20 protein-coding genes are annotated in these 22060 nt (G+C 69.7%); 4 read left to right on the top strand and 16 right to left on the bottom strand.

Annotation, left to right across the window (positions count from 1 at the left end; genetic code table 11):
* Positions 1–207 (top strand): hypothetical protein (locus VJ693_RS07455; protein ID WP_324152915.1); only part of this gene is annotated, 207 nt, incomplete at its 5' end.
* A gap of 55 nt (positions 208–262) precedes the next feature.
* Here the strand turns inward: VJ693_RS07455 and VJ693_RS07460 are convergent.
* The 4 genes from VJ693_RS07460 to VJ693_RS07475 all read right to left on the bottom strand — a co-directional run bounded on the left by VJ693_RS07460 (position 263) and on the right by VJ693_RS07475 (position 4462).
* Complete coding sequence (locus VJ693_RS07460; RefSeq protein WP_324152917.1) at positions 263–1018, bottom strand: hypothetical protein; 756 nt, start codon at positions 1016–1018, stop codon at positions 263–265.
* Between the two features lie 671 nt (positions 1019–1689).
* Complete coding sequence (locus VJ693_RS07465) at positions 1690–2658, bottom strand: alpha/beta hydrolase (RefSeq protein WP_324152919.1); 969 nt, start codon at positions 2656–2658, stop codon at positions 1690–1692.
* Between the two features lie 22 nt (positions 2659–2680).
* Entirely contained in the window at positions 2681–3385 is a 705-nt protein-coding gene (locus VJ693_RS07470) for an SDR family oxidoreductase (protein WP_324152921.1), read from the bottom strand.
* Between the two features lie 75 nt (positions 3386–3460).
* Positions 3461–4462: an NADP-dependent oxidoreductase gene (locus VJ693_RS07475; RefSeq protein WP_324152922.1), complete on the bottom strand. Its 1002-nt coding sequence runs from the start codon at positions 4460–4462 to the stop codon at positions 3461–3463.
* Between the two features lie 128 nt (positions 4463–4590).
* On the opposite strand from VJ693_RS07475, the gene VJ693_RS07480 reads away from it, so the two are divergent.
* Together VJ693_RS07480 and VJ693_RS07485 are read left to right on the top strand one after the other, a co-directional pair.
* Positions 4591–5202: a TetR/AcrR family transcriptional regulator gene (locus VJ693_RS07480; RefSeq protein ID WP_324152924.1), complete on the top strand. Its 612-nt coding sequence runs from the start codon at positions 4591–4593 to the stop codon at positions 5200–5202.
* A 95-nt stretch (positions 5203–5297) separates the two neighbouring features.
* The gene (locus VJ693_RS07485) at positions 5298–6011 is read left to right on the top strand and encodes an enoyl-CoA hydratase/isomerase family protein (protein ID WP_324152925.1); all 714 of its coding nucleotides are present in this window, start codon (positions 5298–5300) and stop codon (positions 6009–6011) included.
* A gap of 75 nt (positions 6012–6086) precedes the next feature.
* On the opposite strand, the gene VJ693_RS07490 is transcribed toward VJ693_RS07485, so the two are convergent.
* The 5 genes from VJ693_RS07490 to VJ693_RS07510 all read right to left on the bottom strand — a co-directional run bounded on the left by VJ693_RS07490 (position 6087) and on the right by VJ693_RS07510 (position 11898).
* Positions 6087–7013 carry a YihY/virulence factor BrkB family protein gene (locus tag VJ693_RS07490; RefSeq protein ID WP_324152926.1) on the bottom strand — a complete coding sequence of 309 codons (927 nt, stop codon included), beginning with the start codon at positions 7011–7013 and terminating at the stop codon, positions 6087–6089.
* Between the two features lie 56 nt (positions 7014–7069).
* Positions 7070–7990, bottom strand: coding sequence for a Tim44-like domain-containing protein (locus VJ693_RS07495; RefSeq protein WP_324152928.1), 921 nt, complete (start codon positions 7988–7990; stop codon positions 7070–7072).
* A 94-nt stretch (positions 7991–8084) separates the two neighbouring features.
* Positions 8085–10337, bottom strand: a complete 2253-nt coding sequence (locus VJ693_RS07500; protein WP_324152930.1) for a xanthine dehydrogenase family protein molybdopterin-binding subunit — start codon at positions 10335–10337, stop codon at positions 8085–8087.
* A 10-nt stretch (positions 10338–10347) separates the two neighbouring features.
* Positions 10348–10821 carry a (2Fe-2S)-binding protein gene (locus VJ693_RS07505; RefSeq protein ID WP_324152932.1) on the bottom strand — a complete coding sequence of 158 codons (474 nt, stop codon included), beginning with the start codon at positions 10819–10821 and terminating at the stop codon, positions 10348–10350.
* A 33-nt stretch (positions 10822–10854) separates the two neighbouring features.
* On the bottom strand, positions 10855–11898 hold the full coding sequence (locus tag VJ693_RS07510; RefSeq protein ID WP_324152934.1) for an XdhC family protein: 1044 nt from the start codon (positions 11896–11898) through the stop codon (positions 10855–10857).
* A 143-nt stretch (positions 11899–12041) separates the two neighbouring features.
* Here VJ693_RS07510 and VJ693_RS07515 point away from each other — a divergent pair, with 143 nt between their 5' ends.
* A complete protein-coding gene (locus VJ693_RS07515; protein WP_324152935.1) occupies positions 12042–13007 on the top strand; it encodes an AraC family transcriptional regulator in 966 nt (321 codons plus the stop codon).
* Positions 13008–13010: 3 nt separating this feature from the next.
* Here VJ693_RS07515 and VJ693_RS07520 read toward each other — a convergent pair whose 3' ends face one another.
* From VJ693_RS07520 to kdpB, 7 genes are all read right to left on the bottom strand, one after another.
* Positions 13011–13742: a transporter substrate-binding domain-containing protein gene (locus VJ693_RS07520; protein WP_324152936.1), complete on the bottom strand. Its 732-nt coding sequence runs from the start codon at positions 13740–13742 to the stop codon at positions 13011–13013.
* Positions 13743–13858: 116 nt separating this feature from the next.
* On the bottom strand, positions 13859–14737 hold the full coding sequence (locus tag VJ693_RS07525; RefSeq protein WP_324152937.1) for a pirin family protein: 879 nt from the start codon (positions 14735–14737) through the stop codon (positions 13859–13861).
* A 138-nt stretch (positions 14738–14875) separates the two neighbouring features.
* Positions 14876–15568 (bottom strand): two-component system response regulator KdpE, encoded by a 693-nt coding sequence (gene kdpE / locus VJ693_RS07530; protein WP_324152938.1) that lies wholly within the window; start codon positions 15566–15568, stop codon positions 14876–14878.
* A complete protein-coding gene (locus VJ693_RS07535) occupies positions 15565–18303 on the bottom strand; it encodes a DUF4118 domain-containing protein (protein ID WP_324152940.1) in 2739 nt (912 codons plus the stop codon). Before VJ693_RS07535 ends, kdpE begins: the two co-directional genes overlap by 4 nt.
* Positions 18300–19265: a magnesium and cobalt transport protein CorA gene (locus VJ693_RS07540; protein ID WP_324152942.1), complete on the bottom strand. Its 966-nt coding sequence runs from the start codon at positions 19263–19265 to the stop codon at positions 18300–18302. The genes VJ693_RS07535 and VJ693_RS07540 overlap by 4 nt, the downstream gene beginning before the upstream one ends.
* 45 nt (positions 19266–19310) lie before the next feature.
* On the bottom strand, positions 19311–19934 hold the full coding sequence (gene kdpC / locus VJ693_RS07545; RefSeq protein ID WP_324152944.1) for a potassium-transporting ATPase subunit KdpC: 624 nt from the start codon (positions 19932–19934) through the stop codon (positions 19311–19313).
* A 20-nt stretch (positions 19935–19954) separates the two neighbouring features.
* On the bottom strand, positions 19955–22060 hold the full coding sequence (gene kdpB / locus VJ693_RS07550; RefSeq protein ID WP_324152945.1) for a potassium-transporting ATPase subunit KdpB: 2106 nt from the start codon (positions 22058–22060) through the stop codon (positions 19955–19957).

Below are 22060 nucleotides of genomic sequence, written 5' to 3' on the forward strand. Positions count from 1 at the left end.
ACGCCCGCAGGCGGACGACTCGGCCTCTATACGGGCACAGATCCGATCCGGCACAGGCTCCTCGGCCTCGGCGACACCGTCTTCGGCGCCACCGTGGTCGACTTCGCATTGAATCCCGTTTCGATCAATGGACTCGGCCAGATGGCGATCCGCGTCGCGCTCGGCGATCGGCGCCAATTCATCTTGCGCGGCGACCCGGTGGCGTGAGGTGCGCGTTGGTGCACGTTGCCTCCTGACGCAGCGCAACACGTTCGCCGACCCGTCACCGGCTATACGAGATCAGCGCCTGCGAAGAATGGCTGACGTTGGAGGTCGGTGAGTCTTGCGGGTATTGATAGTTGGTGTCGCACTTGACAACACGGCCCAGCTGAATGGACCACCAGCAGGTCGACACCGATGTGTACGGCGTCGAAGGAGGCCACCCAGTACCGGCATCTGAATACGACGCTTCGATTCGAATGCGAAGGGTGTCAAATGTCCCCGCGGGAACGGTGATGCGCTCCAGCGCCTCCACCGTCCGCGTCTCGACGAGGCGCTCCTTGTTGTTCGAGCTGCATGCGGAAATCACGTCGCTCGTCCAAGTCTTTCCGATGTGCAGCGGGTACTTGAAGGCCTCGTAAGCCGGCGTATACGTGCAGATGTCCGGAAAGCTGCTCGTCCAGTCGAACTCGTAGGTCAGCTGGCGCCCTGCGCTGTCATAGGTGTTGCGGCTGATGGGCTCGCTCGAGTAGTCGACGACGGTGTGTTCCTCCACATAGGCGCCATCGGGCTGCACCGACGTCACTTCATCCCGCCAGACCTTGCTGAACGTGCGGCCACTGATCATCGTGAATTCCGGCGTCCAGTGGTAGGTTTCTCCCACCACCGCGGACACGCGGCCGTATTCCGTCGGCGGCGGCTCGTTGCCGCCGCCCTCGCCACCCCCGCCGCCGCCGCAAGCACCCAAGAGCATCGTCGCCGCCAGCGTGGCCGCGCCAACGACGCGTGCGCACGTCCGCCTCCACAAACCCTTTCGCATGCTTCCCCTCCCGTTGGAGTCCGTCGCGCGCGACGATAGCGAACAACCCAGGCCACTGGCTCAACGAATTGCTGAGGGCCGTTTCGCACTGCACGAGTGCGCGAGGGTTCGCGTCACACCACCACCAGCGAGCCGCCAGCGTGGCTGGTCACGGGCATTGAGTTCGCCGTGAACATGAACCTGTTGACGTAGAAGCTCGCGTTCGTTGGCAGCCCCCTCGGCTTCTTGTGCGGCCCCGCGCAAGTCTCAACACATGAAGGGTCGACGATGGACTCGACCCTTGGAGCTTCGCGAGCAAGCGCCGCCCATGCGATCTTGTCTGATGATCTGGCAAATCTGCAGCGAACGACCGGTGAAGTTCCTGCGTCGCCCGTACAGGAGGCGCTCGACGGGTGACGGCGCCGACATCGGGAACAGCAGCAGGTCGGGCCCGTCGCCGAGCATCCGATCCCATACCTCACGCAGGCTGCTGTCGTAGCAGATGGCCACACCGATGCGTCCAGCCGGATGTTGAGCCCGGGCCGCTATCGCACATTGACCTCGCTCACGGCAAGGGCGCCACGACAGGTCTGGTGGCGGTCATTTCGCCCCTGATCGGACCGCGGCGTTGGAAGTCTTGCCGTCTCTGCCAGAGGCTGTTCATCGCTTGCGAGCACGACAGTTTCCCAGCCCTAGCGCGCGAGGAACTCGAGTGCCTCGGGCACGAGCTCAGCGTGGTTTTGGAACAGGCCGCCATGGCCGGCATCGGGGTAGATGACCAGGGTGCTGTTCGGAAGCCGACGCGCGAGATCGTGCGAATTCGGTGTCGGGACCATCCTGTCGTCGTCGCCGTTGACGATCAGGACGGGCTGCTTGACGACGGAGAGGTCAGCGGGTTTCTTCCGGCCCCAAGCACTGAGCGCCTGGAGCTGCGCCACGTAGGCGCCCACGGCGATCTCCTTGTCACGGTTCTGCGAACGCTCCTCCAATCGCGCCAGGAACGCCTTGCCCGCCTGGATGCCGTTGGGTGTGCGGGTGAAGAACAGGTACTGCTTCGGATCCTGGCCTGTGAGCAAGCCCCGGAGCAAATCGTAGTTCGCAACGCCAGCCACGGCGCTGATGCCTTCTCCGCCAGCCGGACCAGTGCCGGCCAGAATCATCTTGCGCACGAGCTGCGGTTCCTTCAGCACGATTTCCTGCGCGATCATTCCGCCCATCGAGAAGCCGAACAGGTCGACCTGCCTGAAACCCGTCGCTTTGATGAAGCTGATGGCGTCGACCGCCATCTGTTCGATTGAGTTCGAGGGCGTTCCGGTGGACGCACCGACACCTCGGTTGTCGAACACGATCACGTGGTGCCTGTCCGCGATGCCGTCGACGACGCGAGGGTCCCAGTTGTCCAGCACGGCGGCCAAGTGGTTCAGGAAGACAACGGGGGTGCCGCCATGCTGCTTGCCGAGCTCTCGGTAGGCGAAGGCGACGCCACCGGCGGACAGGGTCTGTGTCGGCACTGTGATCCAGCTGAAGCCTGGTGCTTGGGACACCTTCGCTTGATTGGCCTGGGCACTGTCCGGTGAAGCGTCACGCGACTGCGCTGGCGCTGAAGTGAACAACGAGGTCAAGGCCAATGTCAGGGCGACTCGATGGATGAGGTTGCGCATGCTGTGCTCCGTTGAAGCAGGTTCACGCCTGCTGGGGAAGGTAGCTGGGCCGCGCCGCCGTCAACCCGTGCTTGACCTGCTCGGTGAGTTCGTCGGCCAGCACTTCGTCGAGGCCCGCTTCGAGTCCGTCCAGTGCCCGCTTGACGATCGCTTCGGGGCTGGACTTCGGTACATCGAACCCACGCGTGAGATCGGTGTCGACGTAGCCCATGTGCAGCGCCAGCACATGCGTCGCCTGCTCTGCCAGTTCGGCGCGCAGCGCATTGGTGAGCGACCAGGCGGCGGATTTGCTCGCCGAGTACGCCGCCAGCCCACCGCCGCTGACCCAGGAGGCAACCGACAAGACGTTGAGGAAGCCGCCTCCACCGTGGCTCTTGAGGATCGGCGCGAAGGCCTTGCTGATCCGCAATATGCCGAAGAAGTTGGTCTCGAAGATGCGCCGCGCGACGTCTTCGCTGTCTGCGGCGAGAAACCCGCCGGGCTGGGCGATGCCGGCGTTGTTGATGACCAGCGTCACGTCCGATGCCAGCGCTGCGGCGGCGGCCACCTCCTCCGCCTTGTTGACGTCCAGCCGCAGGGCGTGAACCCCACGTTGGGTGATGGCGGCGGGGTCGCGTGCAGCCGCATAGACCTTGCGGGCACCCCGCGCGAGCAGTTCATTTGCGAATGCGAGGCCGATGCCACGGTTCGCGCCCGTGACAAGCGCCACGGCGTTCTCGATCTTCATTGCGTTCTCCAAAGTGGGTGAGGAAGTGGGTGGGCACCGGCGCGGGCGCGCCGCCCGTCTGCGTGTCGATGGCAGCTATCGCATCTGCACGACGACCTTGCCCTTGGAGCGGCCCTGGGCGAGGTATTCCAGTGCTTGCTTGGCCTGCTCGAAGGGGAACACCTTGTCGATCACGGGCCGGATGCGCTGCGTCTCGAGCAGATTGCCGATCTGGGCGAGTTGATCGCCGTCGGGGCGCGCAAAGAGGAACGAGTAGTCGACGTCCTGCTTCTTTGCCAGGCGCATGATCTTGCGGCTCATCAGCGCGAATACGACCGTCAGGACGAGATTGAGCCGGCGAGCGCGAGCGAACGCGACGTCCAGTGGCCCGACCAGCGAGACGATCTTGCCGTGTGCCTTCAGGATGCCGATGGACTTCTCGATCGAGTCACCCCTGACGGTGCCCAGCGCCGCGTCGTAGCCACGCAGCACGGCCTCGAACTCCTGCCTCTTGTAGTCAACCACCTTGTCGGCGCCCAGGCTGCGGACCAGTTCGACATTGCCGGTGCTGGTGGTCGTGCCCACCTCGGCTCCCAACCACTTGGCCAACTGGATCGCGAAAGTGCCGATACCGCCGGAGCCTGCCGGGATGAACACCTTCTGCCCCGAGCGCAGACCGATGCGCTCTTTCAGCGCCTGCCACGAGGTCAGTCCGACCATCGGGATCGATGCTGCCTGCACGAAGTCCAGGTTGGCCGGCTTCAGTGCGGCATCGCTCTCGGGCACGACCGCGAACTCGGCGATCGAGCCCGTGCCCCGGTCGAAGATGTTGGCGAAGACCGCATCGCCCGGCTTGAAGCGGGTCACCCGGTTGCCGACCTCGATCACCACGCCGGCCAGATCGCTGCCCAGCGTGGCAGGAAGCTGGAACTTCACGACGGCCTTGAAGAGCCCGGTCGGAATCATGTTGTCGATCGGGTTCACGCTCGCCGCGTGGACCTGGACCAGCAGTTCATCGGCCTTGATCGTGGGGCGTGGGACGTCGGCGAACCCGATCTCGGGAGACTTGCCATAGCGTTTGAAGGTGAGTGCTTTCATGGGGGCTCGCATTGCTTCGGTGTGTGCTTCTCGCCGGGGCTTGGCGAGTCGAATGACTCAATGATGATGGTCATAATCTTAAAAGTCAAGACTTTGATGATGAGTATCATCAATGTATAGTTGCAGATATGAAGGTCACCAAGGCACAAGCGCAGGCCAATCGAGCTCACGTCATCGAGACGGCCTCCCAGCTGTTTCGCGAGCACGGGTTCGATGGGGTCGGCGTTGCCGATCTGATGGCGGCAGCGGGCTTCACCCATGGCGGCTTCTACAAGCACTTCGGCTCCAAGGCCGACCTGATGGCGGAGTCGACGGCGTGCGGCATCGCGCAGACCAAGGCGCTGTCCGAAGGGGTGGACGCCTCGACGTTCGTCCGCCACTACCTCTCGCGTGGGCACCGGGACCATCGCGCCACCGGTTGCACGATGGCTGCGCTCGGCGGGGATGCCGCACGGCAACCAGAGTCGGTCCGGGTCGCCTTTGCCGACGGCGTCGAAAAGCTGGTGGAAACGCTGAGCCAGCAGAGCGGCACGTCGACTGCAGCGGACGCCGCGCAGGCGCGAGCCAAGGTTCTCGACGTGTTGACGCACGCGGTGGGCGCCCTCGTCATGTCGCGGGCTTGCCCGGACGATTCACCTCTGGCCGATGAAATCCTTGCCGTGAGCCGGGATGCCATCCTCGAGTCGTTTCGGCCGCGACAGGCGACCAGGGCCACTTCGCGCCGGCGAAGCGCTGGCTGACCTGTCGGACTTTGCGCATCCACGCGAAGCATCCCCGGCCCGCGCGCGAGCACTGTCGCCGAGCCGGCTTGACAGCGTTTTGCTACCCTGAGTGCATGGTGGAACCGACACTGCTTTCGACGCTCGGCAAAGGCGTCTTGACGTTGACGCTGAACCGCCCCGCGAAGCTCAACGCGATCGACAACGCCTTGGCAGTCGCATTGCTCGAAGAACTACAGGCAGCAGCCAACAACCCAGAGGTGCGTGTGATCCGCCTGCGTGGCAATGGGCGGGCCTTTTGCGCGGGGCGCGATATCAGCGCGCCGCCCACCGAGCGGGATCTCGAACTGGTCCAGGGCGTTGCCGTGGCCATCGTGCGCCACCCCAAGCCCGTGGTGGCGGCCGTGCACGGCTGGACCGTGGGCGCAGGGTTCGAGTGGACGATGGACGCCGATGTGGTGGTGGCTGCAGACGATGCGAGGTTCAAGCTGCCCGAAGCGTCGATCGGCGTCTTCGTGACCGGTGGTCTCATGGCTACTCTGCCAGCCATCGCCGGACTGTCGCGGGCCAAGGCCATGATGCTGTTGGGCGAGGAGTTCAGTGCACGTCAGGCTGTCGACTGGGGACTGGCCCACCGGGCGGTACCGACCAATCAACTGGACGAAGTCTCGATGGCTGCGTGCCAACGACTCGCGGCGCTCGATCCGACCGTCGTTGCACACTACAAGCGCGTGCTCAACGCTGTCGGCCTCGACCGATTCGACCGTGCGATCGAGGAGGAATCGAACGCGACTCATGTGCTGGTGAAGGCTCCTCCACTCGGGACCTGAGCGCCGCATCGGCGCGGAGTCGGTGCAGAGTCCCCGCATGCCCCCAGACCTCCAGTGCCGCCCCTGACCAAGGGCTCAGCGCCCGGCCGGCCCCGGGCGTTCGACCACGAGCTCGCGATGAACCAGCACCGCCGAGTTGCGCGGCACCACCGCCAGCCCGCTCGCCTGCAGGCAGGTCCGCGTGAAGGCCGCCCCGAACAGCAGGATCAGCGACGAGTAGTAGACCCACAGCAGCACCAGCACCACCGAGCCGGCGGCGCCGTAGGTCGAGGCCGTCGCGGTGTAGGCGAGGTAGGCCGCGATGGCGTAGCGGCCGATCGAGAACATCACGGCCGTGACGAGCGCGCCCAGGGCCACGTCGCGCCAGCGCAGCACCACGTCGGGCAGCACCTTGAAGATGGCGCCGAACAGCAGCGCCACCACCACCAGCGACACCACCAGCTCAGTGCCGCTGAGCAGCGCTGCCACCGCCGGCACGAACTGGTGGGTGAACTGCAGCGCGGCGCGCAGCACGACGCCGAGCAGCAGCGAGACGAGCAGCACGAAGCCGATCGACAGCACGACGGTCAGCGACAGCAGGCGGTTGCGGATGAAGGTCCGGACGCTGCCGCGGTCCGGCCGCGCCGCGACGCCCCAGATGGTGTTCAGCGAATACTGGATCTGCGCGAAGACGGTGGTGGCCCCCATCAGCAGCGCGCCGATGCCGAGCACCGTCGGCAGCAGGCCCGACTCGCGGATGCGCGAGCGGGCGACGGCCTGCTCCACCGCCACCGCCGCGGGGTGGCCCATCACATCCTGCAGCTGGGCGACGATCTGCCCCTGGGCCGCCTCCTCGCCCAGCACGATGCCGATGACCGCCACGGCGATGATGACGGTCGGTGCCAGCGAGAACAGTGTGTAGAAGGCCAGCGAGCCCGCGTGGCTGAAGGCGTTGCTGTCCAGCCAGAGGCGGCCGGCGTCGAGGGTGATGCGCCACCAGCGCAAGGCGGCTTGCTTCCACATGGGTCAGCTCCGTCCTGTCATCTCCCTCGCCTGCCTCGCGCGGGCGCGGTGGGCCGTCAGGCCGTGGTGCTCTGCGCGATCCCGGCGATGGCCCATTCGCGGCTGCCGTCGGTGGGCTTCACGAGGTGCCAGACCTCGTCGAACGGCGCCGCCGGAGCACCGAGCTCTTCGCGCACCAGGCCGTGGAAGCGCACGCTGACGATCTGGCGCTCGCCTTCCTCGGCAAAGTCGATCACCTGGGCGTCGAGCTGCACCACGTCGGTCTGCTGGGTGGCATCGTGGCGGTCTTGCAGGTCGAGCCGGAAGGTGGCGAACATTTCGGGCGTGGCGAACTGGCGCAGGTCCTCCAGGTTGCCGGCATCGTTGGCGGCCTGCATGCGGATGAAGATCAGCTTGGCGATGCGTTCGAAGGCGGGCGCGTCGAAGCCGGGCGGCAGGCGGCCCAGCGCGACCGCCGATGTCGCAGCCAGGCTCGCCCCGGCCACCCCCGCGGTGGCGCTGCCCGTGCCGTAGGTGGGGGCCTGGCGCTGCGGCGTGGCGGTGCCGGCATGGGGCATGCCCGCCGGCGCCAACCGGGGGCCGCGGTTCGCCGTGGCGGGGCTGAGACGCCGCAGCAGGAAGCGCACGGCGAACACGGCCACCCCGGCCAGCAAGACCATCGTCAGCACATTGCCGAACTCGGCCCCCATGCCCAGGTGGCTCGCCAGCGCGGCCAGGCCGAGGCCAGCCGCCAGGCCGGCGATGGGGCCCATCCACGAGCGCCGCGGCGGGGTCATCGGCGCGGCCGCCGTGCCGGCCGCCGCGGTGCCGGGCGTGGCCGCCGGCTGGGCCGGCGCGGCTTGCGTCGGCTGGGGGGCGGGCGCTTGCCGCCTCATGCCCGAGGTGCGGCCCCCGCCCAGGCGTGCAGCCTCGGCATCGGCGGCCACGAAACTCAGGCCGGCCAGGGCCACGAACAGCGACAACAGGATTCGTTTCACGCGAGCTTTCCTCGTACGGGGAAGCCCATCATATGGGGGCGGGCGCCGCCGAACACAAGCCGGCGGCGCCCGGAGCCCGAATGCCGGCGCGCCCTCAGGCCAGCTTGAACGGCAGCTCGCGCAGCGGCTTGCCGGTCAGCGCCGCGATCGCGTTGGCAAACGCCGGGGCCAGCGGCGGCAGGCCCGGCTCGCCCATGCCGGTCGGTGCGTCGGCGCTGGGCACGGTGTAGACGGCGATCTGCGGCATGTCGGTGATGCGCGGCACGGGGAAGTCGCCGAAGTTGCGCTGCTCGACCACGCCGTCCTTCAACGTGATCGCGGCGCCGGGCAGGCACATCGACAGGCCCATCAGCGCCGCGCCCTGCACCTGCGCCTCGACCGTGCGCGGGTTGACGACGAAGTTGCAGTGCACGCCGGCCGTCACCCGGTGCAGCACCGGCTTGCCGTCCTTCACCGACGCCTCGACGACGTAGGCGACCACCGAGTTGAAGGACTCGTGCACCGCCACGCCCCAGGCCTGGCCAGCCGGCAGCTTCTTCTTGCCGTAGCCGCTCTTGTCGACCGCGAGCTGCAGCGCGGCGCGGTGGCGCGGATGGTTCTCGCCGATCAGCTTCAGGCGGTAGGCCACCGGATCCTGCCTGGTCGTGCGGGCGATCTCGTCGACCAGCGTCTCCATCACGAAGGCGGTGTGGGTCGAGCCCACGCTGCGCCACCACAGCACCGGCACGTTGAGCTTGGGGTGCTGCACCGTCAGCCGCATCGGCAGCTCGTAGGGCTCCTTCATGCCCTCGACCGCGGTGGCGTCGATGCCGTCCTTGACCATCATCGGCTCGAAGGGCGTGCCGGCGAGGATCGATTGCCCGACGATCACGTGGTCCCACGCGGCGACGCGGCCCTCGGCATCGAAACCGATGCGCGCGGTGTGCAGGTGCATCGGGCGGTAGTAGCCGCCCTGGATGTCGTCCTCGCGACTCCACAGCGTGCGGATCGGCGCGTCGATGCCGGCCCCCTTGGCCGCCTTGGCGACCGCACACGCCTCGACGACGTAGTCGCTGGTCGCAATCGCGCGCCGGCCGAAGCCGCCGCCGGCCATCTGCACGTTGACCTTCACGTTCTGCGGCGGCACGCCGAGCACCTTGCTCGCGGCCATGCCGTCCAGCCCGGGCATCTGCGAGCCCATCCACAGCTCGGCGCGGTCGCCCTGCAGCTGCACCGTGCAGTTCAAGGGCTCCATCGGCGCATGCGCCAGGTAGGGGAAGACGAACTCGGCCTCGATGCGGTGCGGCGACCTGGCCTGATCCGCCAGCGCCGACACGTCGGCGTCGAACTTGCGCGGGCCCGGTTGCTTGGCCAGCGCGCGGTACTGATCGAGCTGGCGCGCGCTGTCGACGCGCTCGACGCCGGCCGTGTCCCATTCGAGCTTCAGCGCCTCGCGGGCCTGCTTGGCAGGCCAGTAGCCGTCGGCGACGATCGCCACGCCCTCGCCGCCGCGGTCCACCGGGACGCGCAGCACCGCCTTGACACCCTTGACCGCCTTGGCCGCGCCGTCGTCCACGCTCTTGAGCTTCGCGCCGAACACCGGCGGGCGCGCGACCACCGCGGTCAGCTGGCCGGGCAGGTGCACGTCGATGCCGTAGCCTTGCTGGCCGCTGCTCTTGGCCTTCGCGTCCAGCCGCGTGGTCGCGTGGCCGATCAGGCGGAAGTCCTTCGGGTTCTTCAGCGTCACGTCCGAAGGCACCGGCAGCGCCATCGCGGCCTCGGCCAGCTCGCCGTAGCCGAGCTGCTTGCCGCCCGGGCCGATGACCGCACCGTTGCGCGTGCGCAGCGTGGCGGCATCGGCCTGCCAGCGCGCCGCGGCCGCGGCCACCAGCATGGCCCGCGCGCGGGCGCCGAGCTCGCGGTACTGGGTGTAGCTGTGGGCAATCGAGCCCGAGCCGCCGGTGATGTGCATGCCGAAGACCGGGTCGACGTAGGCCGGGTCGTTGCTGCCATGCTGGCTGCGGACCTTGGACCAGTCGGCATCCAGTTCCTCGGCCAGGATCATCGGCAGCGCGGTCTGCACGCCCTGGCCGAAATCGAGCCGGTTGATCGTGACGGTCACGATGCCGTCGCGGGCAATGTGGACGAAGGCCGAGGGCTGCTGCGTGGGCTTCAGGCCGGCCGGCTTGGCCGCGGCGCCATCCTGCGCCAGCGCGGCCAGCGGGAACGCACCGAGCGCGAAGCCGCTGGCGGCACCGAGCTTGAGGAAGCTTCGCCGGGCGATGCCCGGCGTCTGCCCCGCATCGCGTGAAAGCATGGCCTGCAGCGCCTTGGGCAGTTCGTGGGCGAAGTCTTGTTCGAAGTGCATGGAGGCTCCTTCAGGCCAGGGCCTTGGCGGCGTCGCTCACCGCGGCGCGGATGCGGGCATAGGTGCCGCAGCGGCAGATGTTGCCGGCCATCGCGGCGTCGATCTCGGCTTCGGTCGGCCGCTTGCCCTTGGGCAGGGACTTGAGGAAAGCGGTGGCCGACATGATCTGGCCGCTCTGGCAGTAGCCGCACTGCGCCACGTCGTGCTTGACCCAGGCCGCGTGCACGGCCTGGCCGACCTTGTCGTGGCCGTCGGTGACCGCCTCGATGGTGGTGATCTTCTGGCCGGCCGCGCCCGAGATCGGCGTCACGCAGGAGCGGATGGCCTTGCCGTTCATGTGCACCGTGCAGGCACCGCACTGCGCCGCGCCGCAGCCGAACTTGGTGCCGGTCAGGCCCAGCGTGTCGCGCAGGGCCCAGAGCACCGGGGTCGTGGGGTCGACATCGAGCTGCTGCTCGCGGCCGTTGACGTTCAGGGTGGTCATGCAGTGTCCTCCTTGGTCATGACATTTGAAGCGTTAGCAACAGGCGGCGGCCTGCAGCTCGGGTTGTTGCATCGGGGCGGCGCGCCGGTTCTTGGCCTCGGCCACGCCCATCACCGCCGGCAGCGCCACGCCGTTCTTCAGCGCGAGGATCTCGGCCAGCACGCTGATGGCGATCTCGGGCGGCGTCTTGCTGCCGATGTACAGGCCGATCGGGCCGCGCAGGCGCTCCAGCGCCGGCCGATCAAGGCCGAAATGCTCGGCCAGGCGCGCTCGGCGGGCGCTCTGGTTGCGCCGGCTGCCGATCGCGCCGACGTAGAAGGCCTCGCTGTCCAGCGCCTCGAGCAGCGCGAGGTCATCGAGCTTGGGATCGTGCGTCAGCGCGACCACGCCGCTGCGGCGGTCGGGACGGAAGGCGCGCACCGCGTCGTCGGGCATGTCGGTGACCAGCGTCGCACCCGGCACGTTCCAGGCGCCGCGGTATTCCTCGCGCGGGTCGCACACCGTGACGGCGAAACCGCAGGCGATGGCCGTCGACGCCAGCACCTCGGCGAGCTGGCCGGCGCCGATCAGCAGCAGGCGGTAAGCGGGGCCGAAGGTGTTGGCCAGCTCACCACCGTCGGCACCCAGGTCGACGCGCAGTTCCTCGGGCGCATCGGCTGCGGCCAGCCTCACCCGGCCGTCGGCCAGGCGAACGTGGCGGCGCACCAGCCGGCCTTCATCGAGCATGCGCACGAGCTCGGCCAGGCCGGCGGCGTCGGGCTCGTGCTCGAGCAGCAGCTCCAGCGTGCCGCCGCACGGCAGGCCGAAACGGTGCGCCTCGTCGGCGCTGACGCCATAACTGACGAAAGCCGGCGGGCCCGCCGGCCAGGCCTCGGCGGCCCGGTGGATCAAGTCGTCTTCGATGCAGCCGCCGGAGACCGAGCCGACCACGGCGCCATCCTCGCGCAGGGCCAGGATCGAGCCCACCGGGCGCGGCGACGAGCCCCAGGTGCGCACCACGGTGGCCAGCAGCGCGCGGCGCCCGGCGGCACGCCAGTCGCGCAGGTGGCGCAGCACCGTCACGTCGAGGTTTTCCATGGCGGCGAGTGTCAGTCAGGGGCCCCGGTCGCCGTTAGCCTGATGCTGCGAGTTGTTTGCCTGATCGTCCGGTCATGGCGAGCCAAGGGCAACAAGCGGTTGCCGCTTCGCTAGCATTCACCGCCTGACCCAGGAGAACGGCCATGCTGCAGCGAGTGAACGAGCCCGACCCGGATGCCGGGCGCATGGAGACGGCGCGCCGGGTGGTTGCCGAGGTCATTCGCCGCCGGGCGCCCGATGGCGAGATGCACCGCCCGGCCGCGCTGCCGGCGCTGGCGATGTTTCGCAGCACCGCCGCGTCGGGCCCCGTCTGCGGCGTCTACGAGCCCGGGGTCGCGCTGATCGTGCAAGGCAGCAAGCGGGTGCTGCTGGGCGCCGACACGTTCCTGTACGGCGTCAACGATGTGCTGATCACCTCGCTGAACCTGCCGACCGTCGCGCAGATCCTCGAGGCCAGCCCCGACAAGCCCTACCTGTCGCTGTTCCTGGCGATCGACGTGCACGAGATCGCCCGGCTGATGGTGGACGGCCAGGTGCCGCCGCCACGCGCGCAGACGGCCGAGCGCGCGATGGCCACCGGCCGCGTCACCTGGCCGCTGCTGAGTGCCTTCCAGCGCCTGGTCGAGCTGCTGGACGAGCCGGAGGCCATCCCGGCCGTGGCACCGCTGGTGCAGCGCGAGATCCTCTACCGGCTGCTGGTCAGCGACCAGGGCGACCGGCTGCGGCAGATGGGCTCGGTGGGCAGCCAGAGCCACCAGATCGGGCGGGCGATCGACTGGCTCAAGGCCCATTTCGCGCAGCCGCTGCGCATCGACGAGCTGGCGAGCCAGGTGCGCATGAGCACCTCGACCTTCCACCACCACTTCCGCGCGCTGACGGCGATGAGCCCGCTGCAGTACCAGAAGTGGCTGCGCCTGAACGAGGCGCGGCGCCTGATGCTGGCCGAACGGCTGGACGCCTCGACCGCCGCGTTCCGGGTCGGCTACGAGAGCCCGTCGCAGTTCAGCCGCGAATACAGCCGCCAGTTCGGCGCGCCACCGATGCGCGACATCGCCGGCCTGCGCCAGGAGCAGCGGCCGGGCCCCGCGCGCGTGGCGACGGTCGAGTGAGGCTCACGGCACCTCGACCGTGATCGCCTTGTTCAGGCGCTCGATCACCTCGTCCGGCACCGCCTTGCTGCACAGGATGTGACGCCGTTCGCCGGGCGGCAGGTCGGTGAAGTGAACGACCTTCAGCCCGGCGGCCGGCCCGTCGGTCTGCTCGGCGAGGTAGGTGGCCTCCTCTTCGGCCGCGAACATCAGGTGGGCGCGTTGCGCCGCGACCATGCGCGCCATCGCCTGCGTCTCGGCGCTGGTCACCACCCGCGCCGGGCGGATCTGCGCGAGCATGCCGTCGATCAGCGGGCCGTAGGAAAAACCGTCCTTCACCAGCACGGCGAGGCCCGGGTGGCGCAGCGTCTCGGCCAGGGTCGCCGCGGGCGGCGTGAAATCGGCGCGGGCCAGCGCGACGGTCGGCCGATCGCGGTAGATCGGCTTGGTGAACTTGAACTGCTGGTCGCGCTCGGCGTTGCGGAACCAGCCGACCGCGCAGGCCGGTGTCGGGCTGTCCTTCAGCGTCACCAGCTGGCGCACGGTCGGCAGCTGCACCCAGCGGAACGCGATGCCCGCGCCCTTGAAGGCCTGGGCGGCCGGCGTCGCGGTCAGGCCGACCACGTCCTCGCTGCCGGGTCGCCTCATCACGTACGGCGGCCGCTCGAAGTAGTACAGCTCGATGACCTCGCCCGCCTGCACAAGCGCGCCGGCACACAGCACACTCAGCGCCGCGGCGCGCGTGACGCCACCCACCAAGCAAGGCGTTCCGAAGGAGCCGCCGCCCTTCAAGTGGCGTGCGCGGATCCGGCTTTGCCGGTCCGCTGCGCGAGCCCCCTCGGGGGGCAGCGACCGGAGGGAGCGTGGGGGCCTCATACACCGGGATGCAAGGGCCGCGGCGGCATCAGCAGGCCGCCGGTCTCGCCGGGGATCGCCTCGAAGCCGCCGGCGGCCCAGCGCTCGGCCGCGCGTTCGATCAGCGCGCGGTCGCTGGCGACGAAGTTCCACCACATCACGCGCGGCGGATCCAGCGGCGCGCCGCCGATCACGACCACCCGCGTCGGCAGGGCCGAGCGCAGCACGGCCCCGTCGGGCCCCAGCACGACCGCCATCTCGCCGGCGGGCAGCACCTCGCCCTTGAGCTCGATGCACTCCTCGGGGCTGTAGATCGCCATCTCATCGGCCAGCCGCGGCAGCGTCCACGGCACACCGGCCGGCAGCGCGATGTCGAGGTACAGCATCGGCGACGCGGCGCGCACCGGCGACGCCAGGCCGAAGCCCTCGCCGAGCAGCAGCCGCACCGTCGCGCCATCGATGTCCAGCTGCGGTATCGCCTCGGCCGGCACATGCTGGAAGGCCGGCTCGCCCTGCTCCGCGTCCGGCGGCAGCGCGACCCACAGCTGCAGCCCGTGCAGCCGGCGCGGCCGGCCACGCTGGGCCTCGGGCGTGCGCTCGCTGTGCACGATGCCGCGGCCGGCGGTCATCCAGTTCACGGCGCCGGGGGTGATCTCCTGCACCGTGCCGAGGCTGTCGCGGTGCAGGAAGCCGCCTTCGAACAGGTAGGTGACGGTGGCCAGGCCGATGTGCGGGTGCGGGCCGACATCGGTGTCGGCCTCGGCCGGCAGCGACACCGGTCCGAAGTGGTCGAAGAAGACGAACGGCCCGACCGATCGGCGCGCGGCCACGGGCAGGGCCCGCCGCACCTGCAGCCCACCGGCCAGGTCAGTGACCCGAGGCGTCCAACGTTGCATCCGCGCCTCCTTCTGTCAGTGTGCACCCCATCGGGCGCGCGCAGCGCCGCCCCACCAAGTCGTCTGCGCGGATCCGGCTTTGCCGGTCCGCTGCAGAAGCCCCCTCGGGGGGCAGCCCCCGGAAGGGGGCGTGGGGGCTCACAGTCTGAAACGATAGCCGATCCCCGCCTCGGTGACGAGGTGGCGCGGCATCGACGGGTCGGCCTCGATCTTCTTGCGCAGGTTGGCCATGTGCACCCGGACGTAGTGGGTGTCCTCGGCGTGGCCGGGCCCCCAGACGGCCTGGAGCAGCTGGCGGTGCGTGATCACGCGGTCCGGCTGGGCCGCCAGATGGGTCAGCAGGCGGTATTCGATCGGCGTCAGGTGCACGGCCAAGCCGGCGCGCTCGACGACGCGGCGCGCCAGGTCGATGCGAACTTCGCCGAACGCGACAACCGGCTCGCCGGCGGGCGTCTGCCGTGCATGCCGGCGCAGCTGCGCGCGCACGCGGGCCAGCAGCTCGCCGGCGCCGAAGGGCTTGACGAGGTAGTCGTCGGCACCGGCATCGAGCGCCGTGATCTTGTCGGCCTCGCTCGAGCGCGCCGACAGCACGATGACCGGCATCGCCGACCAGCCACGCAGATCCCGGATGAAGTCGACACCGTCGCCATCGGGCAGGCCGAGGTCGAGCACGACGAGCTCGGGCCGGCGGGTGCCGGCGTCGATCAGCGCCCGCTTGACGCCATCGGCCTCGAACACCTCCAGGCCTTCGGATTCGAGCGCCAGCCGAACGAAGCGGCGGATGTCGGCCTCGTCCTCGACGACCAGCACGCGTGCGGGGGCCGCGCTCACCGCCAGTCCTCCGGGCTCGCTGCGGGCAGCGCCAGCGCCTGGTCGGCCCCGACATCGCTGGGCGGCTCGCCGCGCGGCAGCGTGATGGTGAAGCGCGCTCCCCCACCCGCCGGGCCACCCGGCCGCGTCTGGCCGCGGATCGTGCCGCCATGGGCCTGCAGGATGGCGCGGCAGATGGCCAGCCCGAGGCCCACGCCGGGCGTGGCGCTCTCCTTGCGCCCGCGTTCGAACTTCTCGAAGATCGCCTCCTCGCGCCCGCGCGGCAGGCCCGGGCCATGGTCGTCGACGTCGACGATGACCTCGTCCGCGTCGGCTCTCGCGCTGATCTCGATGGCCGAGCCGGGCGGCGTGTACTTGGCGGCGTTCTCGAGCAGGTTGACCAGCACCCGCTCGATCAGCGCCGCATCGAGGTGCAGCAGCGGCAGGTCGTCGGCGAGCGCCACGTGCACCGGCCGGCCCGCGAGGGCCGGTGCCACCGCCGCCAGCGCGCTGCCCACCACCTCCTCCAGCGGCTGCCATTGCCGGTTCAGCTGCACCGCGCCGGATTCGAGCCGCGCCATGTCGAGCAGGTTGGCCACCAGCGCATTCATGCGCAGTGCCGACTGGCGCATCGCCTGGGCGATCTCCTGTTGCGGCCCGGCCAGCGCCGGGCGTGTCAGCGCGAGCGAATCGGCCAGCCCGACCATCGCCGCCAGCGGCGTGCGCAGGTCGTGCGAGATGGCCGACAGCAGCGAATTGCGCAGCCGCTCGGACTCCATCTGCACGGTCGTCGTCTGCGCCACCTCGATGTAGTGGATGCGCTCGAGCGAGATTGCCATCAGCGAGGCGCAGGTGTCGAGCACGCGGCGCTGCTCGGGGCCCCACAGGCGCGGGTCGGCCGGCTCGATCGCGAGCACGCCGCGCAGCCGCATCGGTGCCTTCAGCGGCAGCACCAGGCAGGCGCTGGCGGGCAGCGTATCGGTGCCGCGCCCGGCAGCCTCGCCGCGGTCGTAGGCCCATTGCGCGACGCCCATGTCGACCGCCGCCGTACCGCCGGCGGCCGGCTGCAGGCGGTCCTGCCCATCGGCCACCAGCAACGCGCTCTTGGTGCCGAACTCGGCCTCGAGGAAACGCGCGCCGATTTCGGCCACCTGATCGCTCACCAGGGCGCCGGAGAGATCGCGCGACATCTCGTACAGGCCCCGCACCCGATGCTCGCGCTGCGTGGCCGCTTCGGCCTGCACCTTCAGCCCGGCGGTGAGCTGGCCGACGACCAGCGCAACCACCAGCATCACGGCAAACGTGACCAGGTACTGCGCGTCGCTGACGGCGAAGGTGAAGCGCGGCGGGACGAAGAAGAAGTCGAACAGCGCGACGCCGAAGAACGCCGCCGCCACCGCCGGCCCGCGCCCCCACAGCAGCGCGACGCCGATCACCGCGAGCAGGAACAGCATCACGATGTTGGTCAGCTCCAGCACGCCCAGCAAGGGCGTGGCGGCCAGGGCGATCGCCGAGCAGACTGCCAGCGCCGCCGCGTAGCCGCGCCAGGCGCCGGCGGCCAGCGCGGGCGGCGGCTCGGCGGCCGGGCCCGGCCTTGCCGCACCCGCCGGCGGCAAGGCGACCTGCAACACGTCCAGGTCGCCCGCCTGCGTGGCCACCATGTCGGCCAGCGACCGCTGCCAAGGCCAGCGCAGCGGCCGCTCGCGCCGGCCCACCACCAGCCGCGCGAGGTTGTGCTCGCGCGCGTAGCGCACGAGCGCCGGCGCCGCGTCGGGCGCAGCCAGCGTCGCGGTGGTCGCGCCCAGCTCCTGCGCGAGCTTGAGCACCCGCAGCACATGCTGGCGCTCGGCCTCGCCCACGCGCTGCAGTGCCGGCGTCTCGACGTGCACCGCGTGCCAGCTCACATCGAGCTGCGCGGCCAGGCGGGCGCAGCTGCGCACCACCTTCTCGCCGTGCTCGCCCGGGCCCACGCAGGCCAGCAGCGCCTCGCGGTTCGGCCACACGGGTGCGACCGCACTCTGGCGCCGGTAGGCCTGCATCTCGTCGTCGACGCGGTCGGCGGTGCGGCGCAGCGCCAACTCGCGCAGGGCGAGCAAATTGCCCTTGCGGAAGAAGTTCTTCGTCGCACGCTCCGCCTGGTGCGCGATGTAGACCTTGCCAGCCGCCAGGCGCTGCAGCAGCTCGTCGGGCGGCAGGTCGACCACGACGACCTCGTCGGCCTCGTCGAAGATCCGGTCGGGCACCGTCTCCCAGACGCGGATGCCGGTGATGCCGCTGACGATGTCGTTCAGGCTCTCCAGGTGCTGCACGTTCATCGTCGACCAGACGTCGATGCCGGCGTCGAGCAGCTCCTCGACGTCCTGCCAGCGCTTGGGGTGGCGCGAGCCCGGCGCATTGCTGTGCGCCAGCTCGTCGAGCAGCACCAGCGCACCGGCGTGGCCGGCGGCCCAGGCCAGCGCAGCGTCGAGGTCGAACTCCTGCAGCGTGCGCTCGCGGTAGGGCACCGCCTTGCGCGGCAGCAGCGGCAGGTCGCGCAGCATCGCCTCGGTGTCGCTGCGGCCATGCGTCTCGACCAGGCCGACGATCAACGCCGCCCCCTGGGCCTTCGCCGCGCGCGCGGCGAGCAGCATCGCGTAGGTCTTGCCGACACCGGCCGAGGCACCGAAGAAGATCTTCAGCTTGCCGCGCCGGGCGCGTGCCTCCTCGGCCTGCACACGTTGCAGCAGGGCGTCGGGGTCGGGGCGCTGGTCGGTCATAGCCAGCCGGCGCGGCGGAAGCGCCACCACAGCAGCCCGGCGGCACCGGCGATCAGGCCCAGCGCCATCGGGTAGCCGTAGTGCCACTTCAGCTCGGGCATGCCCTCGAAGTTCATGCCCCAGATGCCGGCCAGCGCAGTGGAGACGGCAAAGATCGCCGCCCAGGCCGCCAGCCGCTTGGTGGTTTCGCTCTCCTCGATCGTCACCATCGACAGGTTGACCTGGATCGCCGTGCCGATGGTGTCGCGGATCGCGTCGATCGAGCCGTTGATGCGCACGAGGTGGTCGTGCACGTCGCGGAAGTACTCCTGGGTCGACACGCACACGGCGGGCACGCGGCCGCCGTGCAGCTTCGAAGCCACCTCGAGCAACGGCGCCACCGCATGGCGAAGCACGGTCGCGCGGCGCTTGAGCGCATACAGGCGCTCGATGTTCCAGCGCGCCGCACCACGGTCGAAGATCTGCGTCTCGATCTCGTCCAGGTCGGTCTCGATCGCATCGAGCAACGGGAAGTAGCGGTCGACCACCGCGTCCATCAGCGCATAGAAGACGAAACCCGCGCCATGGCGCAGCAGGTGCGGCTCGCGCTCGCAGCGCTCGCGCACGCCAAGGAAGTGTTGGGCGCTGCGGTTGCGTACCGACAGAACGAAGTTCGCGCCGACGAAGACATCGACCTCACCCACATGCAGCTCGCCGCGCTCGACCTCGAGCAGCTGCATCACGAGGAACAGCGTGCCGCCGAACTCTTCCAGCTTGGGCCGCTGGTGGCCATGGCGCGCGTCCTCGACCGCCAGATCGTGCAAGCCGAACTCGACCTGCATCTGCGCCAGCTCGTCGTCGGTGGCATCGCGCAGCGCGACCCAGACGAAGCAGCCCGGGCGCCCGAGGTAGTCGCTGATCTCCTCGGCGCTCAGATCGGCAAGCTTGCGGCCATCTTCATAGGCGACACAGTTGATCAGCATGGCGGGGTGCGGGACTTGGTGTTCAATCTTCGCACGCCCCCTGGCCTACCGGGGCCTCGCCGGCAGCGCGTCCAGCGCGAGGTTCAGCTTCAACACGTTGACGCGGGGCGTGCCGAGAAAGCCCAGCCAGGCCGGTTCGCTGTGTTGCTCGATCAGCGCGCGCACGTCGGCATCGGGCAGGCCACGGGCACGGGCCACGCGGGCAGCCTGGTAATCGGCCGCGGCGCGGCTGATGTGCGGGTCCAGCCCGCTGCCCGAGGCCGTGACGAGGTCCACCGGCACCGCCGCCGTGTTGCCCGGGTCGGCGGCGCGCAGGGCCTCGATCCTGGCCTTGACCGCGTCGTGCAGCGCCGGGTTGCTCGGGCCCAGGTTGCTGCCGGTCGAGGCACCACCGTTGTAGGCCATCGGGCCGGTGGCCGAGGGCCGGCTCCAGAAGTGCCCGGGGGCGCTGAATGCCTGGCCGATCAGCGTCGAGCCGACGACGCGGCCGCTGGCATCCTTCACCAGGCTGCCGTTGGCCTGCTCGGGAAAGACCGCCTGGGCCACGCCGGTGGTCAACAGCGGGTAGGCCAGGCCGGTCAGGAGCGACAGCGCGATGAACAGCGTCAGCGCGGGCCGCAGCAGGCCCTCGGCCGGTTGGGCTTCCAGGTGGGTGGCTTGAACTTGCATGGTGTGACTCCGTTGTCGCTTCAGCTCAGGCCAAGGGCGACCAGCAGCCAGTCGATCAGCTTGATGCCGATGAAGGGCACGATGACGCCGCCGAGGCCGTAGATCAGCAGATTGCGCCGCAGCAGCAGCGCGGCACCGACCGCGCGGTAGGGCACGCCCTTGAGCGCCAGGGGGATCAGCGCGACGATGATCAGCGCGTTGAAGATCACCGCCGACAGGATGGCCGAGCTCGGGCTCGCCAGCCGCATCACGTTCAGCGCCTCGAGCTGCGGGTAAGTGGTGACGAAGGCCGCCGGGATGATCGCGAAGTACTTGGCGATGTCGTTGGCGATCGAGAAGGTGGTCAGCGAGCCGCGCGTCATCAGCATCTGCTTGCCGGTCTCGACGATCTCGATCAGCTTGGTGGGGTTCGAATCGAGGTCGACCATGTTGCCGGCCTCTTTCGCCGCCTGCGTGCCGGTGTTCATCGCCACCGCCACGTCGGCCTGGGCCAGTGCCGGCGCGTCGTTGGTGCCGTCGCCGGTCATCGCGACCAGCCGGCCTGCGCCCTGATGCTCGCGGATCAGCTTCAGCTTGGCCTCGGGCGTGGCCTCGGCGAGGAAATCGTCGACGCCGGCCTCGGCCGCGATCGCCGCAGCGGTCAGCCGGTTGTCGCCGGTCACCATCACCGTCTTGATGCCCATGCGGCGCAGCTCGGCGAAGCGCTCCTTGATGCCGCCCTTGACGATGTCCTTCAGCTCGATCACGCCCAGCACACGGACCTGCCAGGGGCCGCCTTCGCGCCCCGTGCCGTCGCAGACCACCAGCGGTGTGCTGCCGCGGCGGGCCACGTCGTCGACCTGCGTCTGCAGCGCGAGCGGGAAGCTGCCGCCCAGCGCCTCGACGTGCTTGCGCACCGCATCGGCCGCGCCCTTGCGCACCTGGCGCCCCGGGTGGGTCCCGTCTTGCAGATCCACCCCGCTCATGCGGGTCTGCGCCGTGAAGTGCACGAAGTGAGCGCCGAGCGCCGCGACATCGCGCTCGCGCAGCTTGAACTTCTGCTTGGCCAGCACGACGATGCTGCGCCCCTCGGGCGTCTCGTCGGCCAGCGAAGCAAGCTGAGCCGCGTCGGCGAGCTCGGCCTCCTTCACGCCCGGCGCGGGCAGGAAGGCCGAGGCCTGGCGGTTGCCCAGCGTGATGGTGCCGGTCTTGTCCAGCAGCAGCACGTCGACATCGCCGGCGGCCTCGACCGCACGGCCCGAGGTCGCGATCACGTTGGCCTGCATCATGCGGCTCATGCCGGCCACGCCGATGGCCGACAGCAGGCCGGCGATCGTGGTCGGGATCAGGCACACCAGCAGCGCGATCAGCACCAGCAGGCTGACCGGCTGGCCGGCACCCGTGGCCTCGACGCTGAACTGCGAGAACGGCAGCAAGGTGACGACCACGCCGAGGAAGACGATGGTCAGCGCCACCAGCAGGATGGTCAGCGCGATCTCGTTCGGCGTCTTCTGGCGCTTGGCGTTCTCGACCATCGCGATCATCCGGTCGACGAAGGTCTCGCCGGGGTTGACCGTGACACGGGCGATGACCCAGTCCGACAGCACGCGCGTGCCGCCAGTCACGGCCGAGAAGTCGCCGCCGGACTCGCGGATCACCGGCGCCGATTCGCCGGTGATCGCGCTCTCGTCGACCGAGGCGACGCCCTCGACCACCTCGCCGTCGGCGGGAACGACGTCACCCGCCTCGATCAGAACGATGTCGCCCTTGCGCAGGCTGTCGGCCTCGGTCGGGTGCCACTTCATCGTGGTGCGCGAGACGCCGGCCGTGAACGCGCCCTCGAGCTTCTTGGCCCAGGTCTTCTTCTTGAGCCCGCGCAGCGAGGCCGCTTGGGCCTTGCTGCGCCCTTCCGCCAGCGCCTCGGCGAAGTTGGCGAACAGCACGGTGAACCACAGCCACAGCGCGACGCCGATCGTGAAGCCGCCGGGTTGCTGCGCCGCCAGCAGCGTGGTGAACGCGCTGCCGACGAAAACCACGAACATCACCGGGTTGCGCCACTGGACGCGCGGATCCAGCTTCTTGAACGAATCGACCAGCGCCGGGCGCACCAGCATCGGGTCGAACAGGGGGAGTGTCTTCTTGCTCAT

The organism is Ideonella sp. (genome assembly GCF_035254525.1).
In the GTDB taxonomy this organism is placed as follows: Bacteria; Pseudomonadota; Gammaproteobacteria; order Burkholderiales; family Burkholderiaceae_C; genus Ideonella.